Raw genomic sequence first — 12209 nt, 5'->3', positions numbered from 1 at the left:
CTTTCCCGACAATTTAGTGATCTGAAGCAGGTTGAAACCGGATCTCTGGTTCACAGCAATTTTCCACGTGCGGCGCCAGCGCTTCCTGCACAGATGCGTGGACTGAATGGGGTATGTCCGGGTCTGCTACTTCAATATCAGCGATAAGGCGCTGTCCCGTTTCCCGTTGTTCGACCCTGATTGACGCGCTGCCGACGCCCTCTATCATGCTCACAGCCTGCTCCATCGACGAAATGCACAGGTTTTTGCTGCCAATTTGCACCATTCCATCAAGCCGCCCCGAGATACTGAACTGGGTGTCATCATGCCAGACAAGCTTATCCTGAATGGGGGCAATGAACTTTTCCGCCGCATGACGAATGCCGCTGCCTTCCCTTTTCCATAGTGGAAGCAGGGCAAAACTGGTTGCGGGCAAGTCTCGCCAACCGATCCCCAGCGTTTCGGTTGATCCATACACCTCGATCAGATTTTCCATCCCCTGTTCGACAAGTTGACTGCCGCTTGACGGAGGCATCGGTGCGGTGGATGTCACGCCGGAAAGACCCTGGGGTAGTGCCAGACCCTGCCTGGATACTGTATCGAGCATTCGCTGCCAGAAGTCGGGTTGCCCGATGATCAGGTCACCTTCCCTGAGCGCGGCGATAGTGGCCCCAGGCATGGAATAGCGCACGTCCAGAACTTCTACGTCCAGTTTTCTGGGCAGCAGGCAGGTGAACAGAAAGCCATAGATGTGATGACCGGGCACCGCGCTGACGATGCGCCTGCGGCCCGTGAACATGTCCGCCCAAACATCTACTTCTTCCAGAAGGCGGTTCATGGAATGTTTGACAAGTTTGGGGCTTCCGGTCGTGCCTGACGTCCGGAAGCCGATGCCTTCATCAGGGGTATCCCCTGCCAGCAGAATGCTTTGGGCCTGCAGCGCAATTTCGGCCCAGTCGCCAAGAGTGCGCCTGGCCAGCAGTAAATCATCCAGCCCCGCCTTGCCTATATGGAACATGTCAGACACCGATGTAGCGACATCCATCAGATTAAGGGATTTTAATGCAAGACCCGGATGCCCTTCATGTCCGCTGTCCAGACGTGTGTCCGGGGTCAGGGCTTCCGTGAAGGATTGGCCGCGCAGTTTTCCCACTTCCTGGCGAACAAGGTCTGCTACTGCCCGGAAGAAAGTCATTTGATCGTCTTCAAGGCAGGTGCGCGAGGGCTTTATTGTGGCAGTTGGGGGCTGGATGGTCATCAGCTACATCCGCTTGACGAAGATCCAGATATTATCCCCGACAATCGCCTTTTTCATGTGCACGTTCACTTTGGTAGGCGACATTTGGTAGTCAAAAGTATAGTGGAAGATGACGCTTTCTTCCTTGCCGTCTCGAATGTTCTCAAACCGACCGAAGAACTCCTCTGTTTTTGTGCAAGGTGCTACGCTTTCGAAGAAATTTTCCCCGATAACCGCGTCTTTGTCGCGACCTGTAATGGCGCCTTCTGTAGCGTTGTAGCGCAGGATTTTGCCGGTGGAGTCGAGCTCGATCGCGCCAAAAGCAAGGCTGTCGATCTCTTTGTCGGACATTTTCGCAAGTGTGTTTTCAATATTGTCCTGGTCGAATTGAACTATAGACATTCTGAGTATCCCTTTTAGTTAGACTGCATTGTGAATACGGGCTGGACGGCGTGACAGATCACACCACCTGTCAAAGCCTGGGGCACCTGAATGAGATGATCTTTCTGTTGTATTCAGCCCCATCAGCCTTTAAGCATGGCGCACGCGATGGTTCTGTTGCCCGTATGGGCAAGAGCGAAGAGGGAATGCGGTAAGCCCAGAGGGTAAATCCGCAGCTGTGCCCGCAACTGTATGTGTGGAGTGTCCCCCAGTGGGCCCACTGGCGATAGCCGGGAAGGGCGGGGAACACGGTGAAACACAAGCCAGGAGACCTGCCATCCGGTCGCCCATTTCCTCGGTCGGGTCAACCATGGGAAGCGGATTTCCGTACCGGCGACAAGGTCGTTGCTGTGTACGGAGCTTGTCCCTCTCATTTCCGACAATCTCCTTTTTACAGCTTTTTTTGTATGGGCCCCTGTGGCCGAATATGGAGCTTGTCCATGTCCAGACTGTTTCCCCTGAAGGCGCTCGTGCTCGCCAGTACCGCGCTTTCTTTTGCGCCTGCCGCGTCCGCGCAGGACGAAGATATCGAAGAATTCGTTGTGACCGCCGGGCGGCGCGTCCAACCTGTGAGTGAGGTCGCCAAAAGCATTTCGGTGATGAGCGCGGCAGAGCTTGAGCGCCGCCAGTACCAATATGTGGTCGATGCGCTTCAAAGCTTGCCGGGTGTTGCCATCAACCAGAATGGTACCTTTGGCGGTGTGGCCACTGTAACCATCCGTGGCGGGTCATCGGACCAGACGGTGATCCTGATCGATGGTGTTCAGGTGAACGATCCGTCAGCGCCGGGCGGTGGGTTCGATTTCTCAACCCTTGATCCAAACGGCATCGAGCGGATTGAGGTGCTGCGCGGTCCGCAGGCGGTGCTTTACGGCTCTGACGCCATCGGCGGCGTGATCAACATCATCACCAAATCTGGCGAAGAGGGATTCGCTGGCGAGGTCTTTGGCGAATATGGCGCTTATGACAGCAAGCGCATCGGCGGTTCCGCGCGTGGTGGCTCAGGCCGGGTCAATTTCAACCTCAGCGCATCCTATTTCGATACCGACGGCATCTCTGCTTCTGATGGCGGCAAGGAAGCGGACGGGTATGAAAGCCTGACCGTGCGCGGCAAGGTGCGCACCAAGCTGTCAGACAACGTGCGCTTTAATGTTACCGCCAGCTATACCGACACTGAAAGTGAGTATGACGCTTTCGCCCTGATGGATGACTTCAGTTATGCCCTGACCGACACGGATGACATGAGCAAGTCTGAGGAATTTTCCATCGCTGGGCGTGCCTATATCGATCTGATGGACGGGCGGCTGTCGAACACGCTGTCCGTGGAATATTCGTCCATCACGCGCGACAATTTCAGCAAGGGTGCCTTCGCGTTTGGCGCGGAAGGCGAGCGCCTGAATTTTGACTATCTGGGCATTCTTGAAGTCGCGGATGGCTGGACACTCACGGCCGGCGCGCAGCATGAAGTGACAGAAGCCAAATTGCAGGACCCTGAGCCCATCTCTACAGACAGCCTGTTCGGCATCCTTTCGTATGACGGCATCGACGGGCTGACGATCTCTGGCGGTGTGCGGCTGGATGACCATGAAACCTTCGGCTCTACAACGAATGGCGAGTTGAACGCATCCTATGTGGTTGAAGGTACCGGCACTCAACTGACAGCTGCCTGGAGCGAGGGCTTCAAGGCGCCGAGCATTTTCCACCTGACCTTCTCCTGCTGCGGGTTCGATTCCAACATCGCCCAGGCAGACGCAGTCAAGGAAGCAGCGCTTCGGCCTGAGCGGTCCAATAGCTGGGAGGTCGGTTTCAAACAGCCTTTCCTGGATGGCCGGGCAACTTTCAGCGCAACCTATTTCAACCAGGACACCAAAGACCTGATCACCTTCACCTTCACAGACGGTTACCGCAACATCGAGGAAACCAGCGCCAAGGGCGTGGAGCTGGAGCTGACGGCTGACCTGACGGACAACGTGAACCTCAGCGCCAACTATACCCATAACGCGGCGCGCGACCTGACGGCGGACCAGCAGCTGGCGCGTAAGCCGAAGAATGAGGCCTTCGCCGCGCTCAGCTGGCAGGTGTGTGACCGGCTGACCACCAATGTCAGCATCACGCTGAATGGCAAGGAATATGACACCAGCGTCGATTTTGTGACCGGCGAGCGCGAAGTGGTGGATGTCTGGACCCGCGTGGACCTGAGCGCTGCCTATAAGCTCACCGACACGGTGGAACTGTTTGGCCGGATCGATAACCTGTTCGATGAAGACTATCAGCAGGTGTTGGGTTATGGCACGCCGGGCATTTCCGCCTACGCAGGCGTTCGTGCCCGCTTCTAGGCGGCAGGCAAATAGTCGGGGTGGCCATCGGGCTGCCCCGGTCCATTCGACAGCGGCTGAGGCCAGCACCTAAGGCCCGGCAGGCGGAACTTCACTAAACCTATCGCGTAGGGACCGTGAGTTGACACCCGTTGCCTGCCATGTAATAGCACCCTCAACGCACGAATTCGTGGTGACTTAAACAGGTGGGGGCCTCATGTCACGCAATCAGGAGCAAGACCGGTTTGCACGCGTTTTTCGCGACTACCTCTTGCAGGACATTCCGGATGTCAAAGACGGTGGGCATGTTCCCAAGCGACTAATCCAGTTCTGGGACAAGGAGCCACCCGAGGATGTCGGGCGTATGCTGGCGCTCAGCAAGGCTTGGGCGGACAAGCATCAGATTGACTATATTCTCTATGATGAAGAAGGGGCGCGGCGCTATCTGGCTGACCGCGATATTGATGGAAAACCCCTTCTGGACCTGTTTGATCGCTGCTTCCACCCGGCCATGAAGGCGGATCTTTTTCGCTTGGTCTATCTGCAGGAATTCGGTGGCTACTATCTGGATGCGGACAATGGCGCGACCGATGGTGCTTTGCCTCTTTTTGACCTTGATCGGGATATCTTCTTTCTCGATTACGGGCAGCGACGGGTGCAGAATAATTTCATGGCTGTTGCGCCCGGTTCAAAGCTGATCGGGAATGTGTTGTCGGCTGCAGCCATTAATATCCTTGAGCACGCAAGCGAAGATGTAGGTATCGGCACGCTGACCGGCCCCTATGTCTTCACGACAGAGCTGGCAAAACTGCTGCAGCAGGGCAGCTATAGCTGCTATCTGGTGGATTATCTCAGGAACCTGAAGATTGCACCGGGCCCTGAGGCGGTGTTGGGCCAGAACCTGAGCTATAAAAAGTCGGATCAGAACTGGCAGCGTGCACAGGCCGGGCCCATCGCTGCCCGGCTCAGGAAAAACCTGACCACGGGCGAGCCGACGATCGCCGATTATCGTGAACTGTGCCGGGTTTCGCTCAAGTTCGGGATTGAACTCAATGCGGTTGAAGAAATCGCTGCCATGCATTGGGAGAAGTGGCGTCGGCATTCCGCTTGTATTGAATTGCGCAGCCGGGTGCTGATCAGGCTGGGGCGCCTTGTTGAAGCGAGTGACCTTTTGACAGAGGCTTATGATCGGTATATGCGGTCGCCCTGGCTTTTGAAGGCGCTTTCTGGGCTCAACATGAAGCCGGGACGACTTGAATTCGCAGAGACGCTCGCGCGTCAGGCGGTGGAGAAGGCGCCTGAGGACCCGGACGTGCATGCCCAGCTAGCGGCAGTTCTGAAGGCGCGCCAGCATCTGGCGGAAGCAAAGGCTGTCACAAACCTGGCGCGGCAGCAGTTTCCGGATAGCGCTCGCCTCAAGAAACTTTCAGCTGACCTGGAAACGGCAGGCAGCCTGGAAGCGGAAATCGCCGACATGATGGAACATCTGGCCGCGCCCCAGACAACCGGTAGGGACCGCTTTCTGTCGCTGTCGCAGACCTGCCTGCAGTATGGCTTGCAACTGGAGGCAGTCGAAAGACTGGCCGCAGCCTGGTGGCATGACTGGCAGGCATTGCCCCGGTGTGTCTGGATGCGTGCACGCGTGCTTGAAGCGTTGAGCCGGGAAAGAGAGGCCCGGGATGTTCTGGAGGCTGCGTATAACGACAATTGCCGGGCGCCGAATGTTCTGATCATGCTGGCTCGGCTTATGCTTGAAGCGGGTGAACCGTCGCTGGCCCACGGCGTGGTGTCTCAGGCTGTGGCAAAGGTGCCGGGTCGGGTGGACGCAAAGATATTGGAAATGCAGGTTCTTGATGCCCTTGACGATAACGCTGGGGCCCAGGCCGTCTGGCAGCATCTGCAGTCCCAGCACAGCCAGCATCCACTTGTTGCAGCGCTGGGCAGTCGTGATAATACAGACCTGAGGCAGCCATGACGGCTGGCACGGACATTGGCGGATAGCGCATGATCGACCATATTACACTCAGGGACACCGCGCGGGATTCTGTGCTGTCGAAACAGCTGGGTTACGGCTATGTGCCCATCAGCAAGGCGGCCAACACCAATGTGAAGCGATTCCTGTGGCAGGTAGAGCATGAGCTGGGGCATTGCCGGCCTGTGGGCAAGCAGTATTTTTCCGTCCATAACTATGGCTGGCGGTTTGCGAATCCTGACGCGCGCACGCCGTGGCTTGGCTTCAGGAAGTCGGGCATTGAGGCTTTTTACGAGGCGCTTCGGGGCCGTCGCATGCTTACCATTGTGCGCAACCCCTATATCCGTCTGTTGTCGGGCTATCTGGAAAAGATCGTTGCCAAAGTGGATGTTGAGCCGAATATTCCTGCGAAGTTCCAGCTGCCGCGCAGGCCAGAGAGTTTCGCCGATTTTGTCTATATGGTCTGTGATCGGCCAAATGCGCGCACCGATATCCACTTCAGAAGCCAGACCTACGCCAGTCTTTTCGATTTTATCGCTTATGACTCGGTGGGTCATGTGGAGACGCTGTCATCGGACCTAGCAGGCTTTTCCGCAGATGCCTTCGGGCAGGATTTTAGCCACCTGCTGTCTGAAAAGGCGGATCACGCCATGAAGGCGCGGCAGAAGCTGAAGGATCATTACACGCCGGATATCGAACGGGCGATCTATGCCCGGTTTCGGGATGATTTCCTGAATTTCGGGTATGATTATGACCTGGAGGCGGTCTTGCCGGTACGGCCGGTGGCACGCCCGGGTGCATTGAATGCCTGTCTTGAAGAAGCCGCACACCTGTGTGCGCCCACCCTACGGCAAGAAGAGCCAGCCCCAAGCGATCGTGCGCTTGAGGCGTCAAAGAAGCTTCTGGCCCGCCTTGAAGCCGGCCAGGCGCTCAGCGGGTTCGACAATAGCCTCGCGCCCTATGCGCGCAACCTGTTGCAGAAATAAGCGTCAGAGAAGACTTGATCGTCAGGAGCGGAAAAGCCCTGCTGCCCGGTCTGCCATGTTGGCGACGGCAAGAAGGCCTGCGAGAACGGTGCCGCACGCCAGCAGCATCACAGTTGCGCCTAGCTCACCATTCTGGTGGCAGGACTTGATGCGATTGATGAATGTCCACTTCACCAGCGGGCTTTGTTTCTTCGCGCAAGCGAAAACGTCCGTGTCGGTGGTGTGGTCAAAATCGGTGGGGCTCTGAGCTCTTAAGAAAAGCTCCATTGGAAAAATCTCCTGTATGGATTGCTGAAACACGCGTTCAGGCGTCTCGCTGGCGCGAGAAAGTTTCAAATCTAATTATTTGAAAAGGAAGGTGTGAACGTATACACGCCTTTTTGTTGCCATAAACCACTTTGTTCCGTGCGTTGATGGTTATGATATAGGGGTATTATATTTAGAATTCAAATGATTTGTGCAGAAAGTTTCCGTGACGGTCCGGAAACGCCAGCGGGTTTGTTGCAAGGATATCACAGTCGAGACCTTGACAAATTGCACCAAACCACATAACTAGAAATGTAGTTTTAAGGAGTGCCCCATGAAGGATGAAACCGCCGCCACTGTCTTTGCCTCGCTGGGTAATCCGGCCCGGCTTGCTGTGCTTCGGCTTCTGGTTCGCGCGGGCTGCGACGGCATGAATGTGGGCCAGTTGCAAAAGCATCTGGATATTCCGGCTTCGACGCTTGCGCATCATATCAGCCACCTGGTGCGCGCCGGTACGATCAAGCAGGAACGCCAGGGCCGCGAGGTGATCAATGTGGCCGACTTCAAAACCCTCGGCGAGGTCGCGACTTTCCTGACCGCTGACTGCTGCGCCGGCGTGCCACTCAAGTAGAGCGTGCCGTGCCGCTCAAGTAAAGCGCGGTCCGGATAGAGAGCGGCCCTGGCCGGGTTGTGACAGCGAGAAAAGCTTCGGCTTTTTTTTTGAGACAATATAACTATAAAACTAGGTTTATAATCATGAATGATATCGCCAGAAAAGATCAAACCATCCTGCAATTGCCGAAGCCGGACAAGCTTCTGATATTGTTGTTTGCACTGTTCGTGGGGCTCGCCCTGTGGGATGAGCCGCAGGCCATGGCCTCCCTCTGGTTTGTGTGGGATGCGGTGTTGGGTGTGTTTCCCTTCCTTATGCTGTCGGTCCTGATTGCCGCTCATGCCAGGGCCTCATCACTGGACCGAATGATCGCAAAAGCATTCACCGGCCATCTGGCGGTGATGATCATCAGCGCCGCCGTGGTGGGCGCTTTCTCACCCTTCTGTTCGTGTGGTGTGATCCCGCTGGTAGCCGCGCTTTTGGCCATGGGCGTCCCCTTAAGCGCCGTGATGGCCTTCTGGCTGGCCTCCCCCATCATGGACCCGACGATGTTTGTCATGACTATGGGCACGCTCGGGTTTGAATTTGCCGCCTTTAAGGCTGTGGCTGCTGTAGGCATGGGGCTGGTGGGTGGCTTCAGCGTGGCCGCCCTGCAGCGGTTCGGGGCATTCCGCGACCCGCTCCGCCAGTCCGCCGCCGGGTGTGGCTGCGGCGCGCCCGATGTATCGGGCAAACAGCCGATCATATGGCGCTTCTGGGGTGATGCTGCACGCAGACTGATGTTCCGTGAGGCGACGCTGTCGAACGCATTCTTCCTGGGGAAATGGCTCGTATTCGCCTTCACGCTTGAAAGCCTGATGGTCGCCTACATGCCGGAGGGCCTTGTGATGTCCGCATTGGGCGGGGAGGGCGCAGGCCCTATTTTCCTGGCGACGGTCATCGGCGTGCCAGCCTATCTGAACGGTTATGCGGCATTGCCGCTTGTCAGCGGCTTGATCGGTGAAGGCATGGAGCCGGCGGCGGGTATGGCCTTCCTGCTGGCGGGTGGGGTGACATCCATCCCGGCGTCGATTGCTGTGTTTGCGCTCGCCCGTCTGCCAGTGTTTGTGGCCTATCTTGTGCTCGCGCTTTTAGGCACGCTTATCTTCAGCTTCGGCTTCCAGCTTGTGATGTAAGGAGCGCCCCATGACCGAGACCGAACCATTCCTCTTTATCATGGATCCGGCAGAAACGCTGAACCTAGAAACCGAAACCTCGCTTCTGTTGATGGCTGAGCTGATCACCCGCGGTGTGCCGGTTTACTGGGCCGAAGCGGGTGATTTGATCCTTCGGCAGAACACGCTTCAGGTTCGGGCACGGCGGGTCAGGGGCGCAATGCCGCTTGAGCGGGACGAGGCTTTGGAAATGTGGACGGGCGACTTTGGCGCCGTTCTTTTGCGCACCGATCCGCCGGTGGATGAAGCCTATCTGCAGCTGACGTACCTGCTGGATTTTCTGCCGGGCCATGTGCATCAGTTTAACCGCATCTCTGCGCTCAGGGACCTGAATGAAAAACTGCTGCCGCTGTACTGGCCGGACCTGGTGCCACCCACCCTGACCACCATGAATGCGGCGGCGCTTGAGGCATTTGTTGAAGAGCATGGCACCGCTGTGCTGAAGCCGCTTGGGGATTGTTCCGGTCGCGGGATCACACGTGTCAGTACATCCGATCGAGGTTGGCGTGAAAGCGTGCAGTCTTTCATTGGCGCAGGCGGTGGTAGGCGCATGGTTCAAGTGCAGGCCTTCCTGCCGGAAGTTACGGCAGGCGACAAGCGGGTATTCCTGCTGAACGGTAATCCCATTGGCGCGGTTAACCGTGTGCCGCGTGACGGTGCCTATCTGGCCAATATTCACCAGGGCGCGCGGGTTGAAAACACACGGCTGACGGGCCGCGAGCGGGAGGCGGTGGCGCGCATAGCACCGCTCCTGAAAGCGCGGGGCCTCATGCTGGTGGGCGCTGATTTCATTGGTGGCCAGTTGACGGAACTGAATATCACCAGCCCGTCCGCCGTGCGCCAGATCAACGCGGTGATGGGCGCGCAGCTTGAAGTGCAGATTGTGGAAGCGATGCTGGCTGCCGTGTCTGGCGATAGGTCGGACAACATGCCGGGCACTGGCCCCATGGCCGCGCCCGACACAGGCTCCGCCTTATGCTGCGCGTAAGGCGTCAGACGTGAGGCGCTCGAACCCGAAATGCTGAACGCTCGGGCGTCCTTCGAACTGGGCGGCGATAGCATGGCTGTGCCAGTCCTTGCTGCCGCTGCTGCTAATCACAACGCGTGCCCGTTCGCCGGTTTTCTCGGTCTCGATCACAGACGGTAGAATGCCATGTTCGCGCATATAGGTAAGTACCGCGGTAAGGTCGCTTGCGCATTCCTCGGTAACAAACGTGTAGCGAACGAACTGGTTCTGGCCCTGTGCCATGACATTTTCCTCTGTTTGAATAATCCAAAAAAAAATCGGCCGCAGAAACCCTGCGGCCAGGACAGACTATAGTCCAGAGTGCCAGCGGCATCTTCCCTAATGATTGAAATATGGTGTCTTATATGGGACAAAATCCCATATTTTTAAATTTATAGGGACGTTGAAAATGGAGCTGGATAATATTGATCTCAGGTTGCTGGCTGAGCTGCAGCGCGATTGCACGCCTTCTCTCGCTGAACTCGCTGAAAAGGTCGGCTCGTCAAAATCAGTATGCGGACGGCGTATCCAGCAGTTGGTGGACGCTGGTGTGATCAAAAGCCGGGCGGCGATTATCGACCAGGAAAAGGTGGGGCTTGGCATTACTGTTTTTGCCCATGTGAAAATGAAAAAGCACGATAACCAATCGCTGGAGAACTTCGCCGACTTCATGTTCCGTTACCCGCAGGTACTGGAGTGCCACACCATGATGGGTGACTTTGATTTCCTGCTGAAGATCATCGTGCCGTCGGTTGCGGACTATAAAGATTTCTTCTGGGAGAGCCTGTCGAAAGCGCAGGGCGTTCAGGAAGTGAACTCCAGCATCTGCCTGGTGTCCAGCTGCGTGACAACCGAGCTGCCGCTCTCCTATCTTTCTGGCCTATCTGACGTTTGAGAAGGGCGGGCAGCCCCTAGGGGCCTGAAAACAGGGTAGGGCTGCCCGGCCGGCATGAGGGGAGCTTAACGGACCTCGATGCCGGTTTGGTCTTCTATCGCGGCCATCAGCGCCCAACCGCCAAAAGCTTCGGTAACGGCGAACACCACTTCATTGTTCCCTGCTTCAAGCGGCAGGAACACGCTGTCAAAAAGCCCGATGGTGCCCAGGTAGCGGTAGTCGCGTGTCTGGTAGGTGTCATTGCCGTGCGCGAGTGCGTGGCCGTTCAGGAATACGGTGACCCGGTCGCTGAATCCGTATTTGATCAGGACCGCTTTGGCTTCATCGGCATTGATGGTCATCTTGACCAGCAGCGTGTTGACGTCCCGCGTCCTGGCGCTGATCCGGCCCAGGTTCAGGGCGCCGGTTTCGCCAACGTCAAGCATTTGCCACGTCTGGCCTTCCAGCAAGGCTTTGTCGAGCCAGGCCTTGGCTTCCACCTTGTCGGCCGCCACAGTGGTGGTGCCCACACGGAAGCTCTTGATCAAACCGGCTGCCAGCTCAGGCAACGGGGCGGGGGTGCCGGTCAGGGTGACGCTGTCGTCATTGGTGACGCGCATGTTGCTATAGTAAAAATCGGCCAGAACGCCGTTGAGGTTGATACCGCCGGCCCCTTCGCCCAGCATCAGATTGTCCACATGCAGGACCGGCGTGTCGCTGTCGATAAAGACATCCATCTTGGTGCCCTTGACCACCAGCTTCACTTTGGTCCAGCGGTCAGTGGCATAAGGCGTCGGCGCGCTATAGCGGGGACCGTGGAAAATCTGCCACGCAGAATTGCCGTTGAAAACCGGCTGATACTGGTTGGCGTCCGGCATGCCTGAAAGGTGCCCGCGCATGTAAAAGTTTTCACCCATGCCGCCGTCGCGCGTGCGGAAAGTAACACCGGCGAATCCGCGGATGCCGGGCATGGCAATATCGAATTCGATGGTGCCGTTCTCGAATGTCACGTCGTTCAGTGTCAGGAGGCCGCGGTTCACCTTCACGGCTTGTCGGCCCATGTGGTTGACGATGCTGGCGCCCTGGTCCGAGAGGCTCCAGGTCTGGCCGTTCACGGTATAGTCCTCGGCTGCCGCGGCCCCTGAAAGGAGGCATGCGGCGAACAGTGTTTTCAGGAATTTCATTTATTTGTCCTCATTTGTTTTGTTCCTCGCTGGATGTCTGGGTGAAAGGCTAGGCCTATGCGGTCGCTTAAGGCACTTTAAGAAAACCTTAAATCTGGCCTCTGCGCTGTGTTTTGTGCGCTTTCTGCTGGCCGCAAGGGGG

12 protein-coding genes and 1 riboswitch are annotated in these 12209 nt (G+C 57.0%); of the genes, 7 read left to right on the top strand and 5 right to left on the bottom strand.

Annotated features, from left to right (window positions below; translation table 11 throughout):
• Positions 1 to 13 precede the first annotated feature (13 nt).
• Positions 14 to 1237, bottom strand: coding sequence for an AMP-binding protein (locus KORM41_RS16235; RefSeq protein ID WP_068150573.1), 1224 nt, complete (start codon positions 1235 to 1237; stop codon positions 14 to 16).
• Between the two features lie 3 nt (positions 1238 to 1240).
• A complete protein-coding gene (gene pyp, locus KORM41_RS16230; RefSeq protein ID WP_068150567.1) occupies positions 1241 to 1618 on the bottom strand; it encodes a photoactive yellow protein in 378 nt (125 codons plus the stop codon).
• A gap of 130 nt (positions 1619 to 1748) precedes the next feature.
• A riboswitch (cobalamin riboswitch) is annotated at positions 1749 to 1951 on the top strand.
• Positions 1952 to 2097: 146 nt separating this feature from the next.
• On the opposite strand from pyp, the gene KORM41_RS16225 reads away from it, so the two are divergent.
• The 3 genes from KORM41_RS16225 to KORM41_RS16215 all read left to right on the top strand — a co-directional run bounded on the left by KORM41_RS16225 (position 2098) and on the right by KORM41_RS16215 (position 6930).
• The gene (locus KORM41_RS16225; RefSeq protein ID WP_068150564.1) at positions 2098 to 3993 is read left to right on the top strand and encodes a TonB-dependent receptor plug domain-containing protein; all 1896 of its coding nucleotides are present in this window, start codon (positions 2098 to 2100) and stop codon (positions 3991 to 3993) included.
• A gap of 196 nt (positions 3994 to 4189) precedes the next feature.
• Positions 4190 to 5947, top strand: a complete 1758-nt coding sequence (locus KORM41_RS16220) for a tetratricopeptide repeat protein (protein ID WP_068150562.1) — start codon at positions 4190 to 4192, stop codon at positions 5945 to 5947.
• Between the two features lie 29 nt (positions 5948 to 5976).
• Positions 5977 to 6930 (top strand): sulfotransferase family 2 domain-containing protein, encoded by a 954-nt coding sequence (locus tag KORM41_RS16215; protein WP_068150559.1) that lies wholly within the window; start codon positions 5977 to 5979, stop codon positions 6928 to 6930.
• Between the two features lie 21 nt (positions 6931 to 6951).
• On the opposite strand, the gene KORM41_RS16210 is transcribed toward KORM41_RS16215, so the two are convergent.
• Positions 6952 to 7197, bottom strand: coding sequence for a hypothetical protein (locus tag KORM41_RS16210; RefSeq protein WP_068150556.1), 246 nt, complete (start codon positions 7195 to 7197; stop codon positions 6952 to 6954).
• A gap of 313 nt (positions 7198 to 7510) precedes the next feature.
• Here KORM41_RS16210 and KORM41_RS16205 point away from each other — a divergent pair, with 313 nt between their 5' ends.
• The 3 genes from KORM41_RS16205 (at position 7511) to KORM41_RS16195 (ending at position 9991) form a co-directional block, all read left to right on the top strand.
• On the top strand, positions 7511 to 7807 hold the full coding sequence (locus KORM41_RS16205) for an ArsR/SmtB family transcription factor (protein ID WP_068150554.1): 297 nt from the start codon (positions 7511 to 7513) through the stop codon (positions 7805 to 7807).
• 125 nt (positions 7808 to 7932) lie between these two features.
• Complete coding sequence (locus KORM41_RS16200) at positions 7933 to 8964, top strand: permease (RefSeq protein WP_068150551.1); 1032 nt, start codon at positions 7933 to 7935, stop codon at positions 8962 to 8964.
• A 10-nt stretch (positions 8965 to 8974) separates the two neighbouring features.
• The gene (locus tag KORM41_RS16195) at positions 8975 to 9991 is read left to right on the top strand and encodes an ATP-grasp domain-containing protein (protein ID WP_068150548.1); all 1017 of its coding nucleotides are present in this window, start codon (positions 8975 to 8977) and stop codon (positions 9989 to 9991) included.
• On the opposite strand, the gene KORM41_RS16190 is transcribed toward KORM41_RS16195, so the two are convergent.
• The gene (locus KORM41_RS16190; RefSeq protein WP_068150546.1) at positions 9977 to 10252 is read right to left on the bottom strand and encodes a hypothetical protein; all 276 of its coding nucleotides are present in this window, start codon (positions 10250 to 10252) and stop codon (positions 9977 to 9979) included. The two genes, KORM41_RS16195 and KORM41_RS16190, sit on opposite strands and share 15 nt — an antisense overlap.
• A 166-nt stretch (positions 10253 to 10418) precedes the next feature.
• On the opposite strand from KORM41_RS16190, the gene KORM41_RS16185 reads away from it, so the two are divergent.
• A complete protein-coding gene (locus tag KORM41_RS16185; RefSeq protein ID WP_068150543.1) occupies positions 10419 to 10904 on the top strand; it encodes an Lrp/AsnC family transcriptional regulator in 486 nt (161 codons plus the stop codon).
• Positions 10905 to 10969: 65 nt separating this feature from the next.
• Here KORM41_RS16185 and KORM41_RS16180 read toward each other — a convergent pair whose 3' ends face one another.
• Positions 10970 to 12067, bottom strand: coding sequence for a LamG domain-containing protein (locus KORM41_RS16180; RefSeq protein WP_068150540.1), 1098 nt, complete (start codon positions 12065 to 12067; stop codon positions 10970 to 10972).
• Between the last annotated feature and the right edge of the window lie 142 nt (positions 12068 to 12209).

The organism is Kordiimonas lipolytica, assembly GCF_001550065.1.
Note: the sequence above shows the minus strand (reverse complement) of the source record. Positions and strands in the feature narration are given on the sequence as shown.

What these genes read in the sequence shown, in the direction of transcription:
- KORM41_RS16185 (WP_068150543.1), top strand. Translation starts at nt 10,419, where the DNA reads ATGGAGCTGGATAATATTGATCTCAGGTTGCTGGCTGAGCTGCAGCGC.
- pyp (WP_068150567.1), bottom strand. Translation starts at nt 1,618, where the DNA reads ATGTCTATAGTTCAATTCGACCAGGACAATATTGAAAACACACTTGCG.
- KORM41_RS16215 (WP_068150559.1), top strand. Translation starts at nt 5,977, where the DNA reads ATGATCGACCATATTACACTCAGGGACACCGCGCGGGATTCTGTGCTG.
- KORM41_RS16220 (WP_068150562.1), top strand. Translation starts at nt 4,190, where the DNA reads ATGTCACGCAATCAGGAGCAAGACCGGTTTGCACGCGTTTTTCGCGAC.
- KORM41_RS16180 (WP_068150540.1), bottom strand. Translation starts at nt 12,067, where the DNA reads ATGAAATTCCTGAAAACACTGTTCGCCGCATGCCTCCTTTCAGGGGCC.
- KORM41_RS16210 (WP_068150556.1), bottom strand. Translation starts at nt 7,197, where the DNA reads ATGGAGCTTTTCTTAAGAGCTCAGAGCCCCACCGATTTTGACCACACC.
- KORM41_RS16200 (WP_068150551.1), top strand. Translation starts at nt 7,933, where the DNA reads ATGAATGATATCGCCAGAAAAGATCAAACCATCCTGCAATTGCCGAAG.
- KORM41_RS16225 (WP_068150564.1), top strand. Translation starts at nt 2,098, where the DNA reads ATGTCCAGACTGTTTCCCCTGAAGGCGCTCGTGCTCGCCAGTACCGCG.
- KORM41_RS16235 (WP_068150573.1), bottom strand. Translation starts at nt 1,237, where the DNA reads ATGACCATCCAGCCCCCAACTGCCACAATAAAGCCCTCGCGCACCTGC.
- KORM41_RS16195 (WP_068150548.1), top strand. Translation starts at nt 8,975, where the DNA reads ATGACCGAGACCGAACCATTCCTCTTTATCATGGATCCGGCAGAAACG.
- KORM41_RS16205 (WP_068150554.1), top strand. Translation starts at nt 7,511, where the DNA reads ATGAAGGATGAAACCGCCGCCACTGTCTTTGCCTCGCTGGGTAATCCG.
- KORM41_RS16190 (WP_068150546.1), bottom strand. Translation starts at nt 10,252, where the DNA reads ATGGCACAGGGCCAGAACCAGTTCGTTCGCTACACGTTTGTTACCGAG.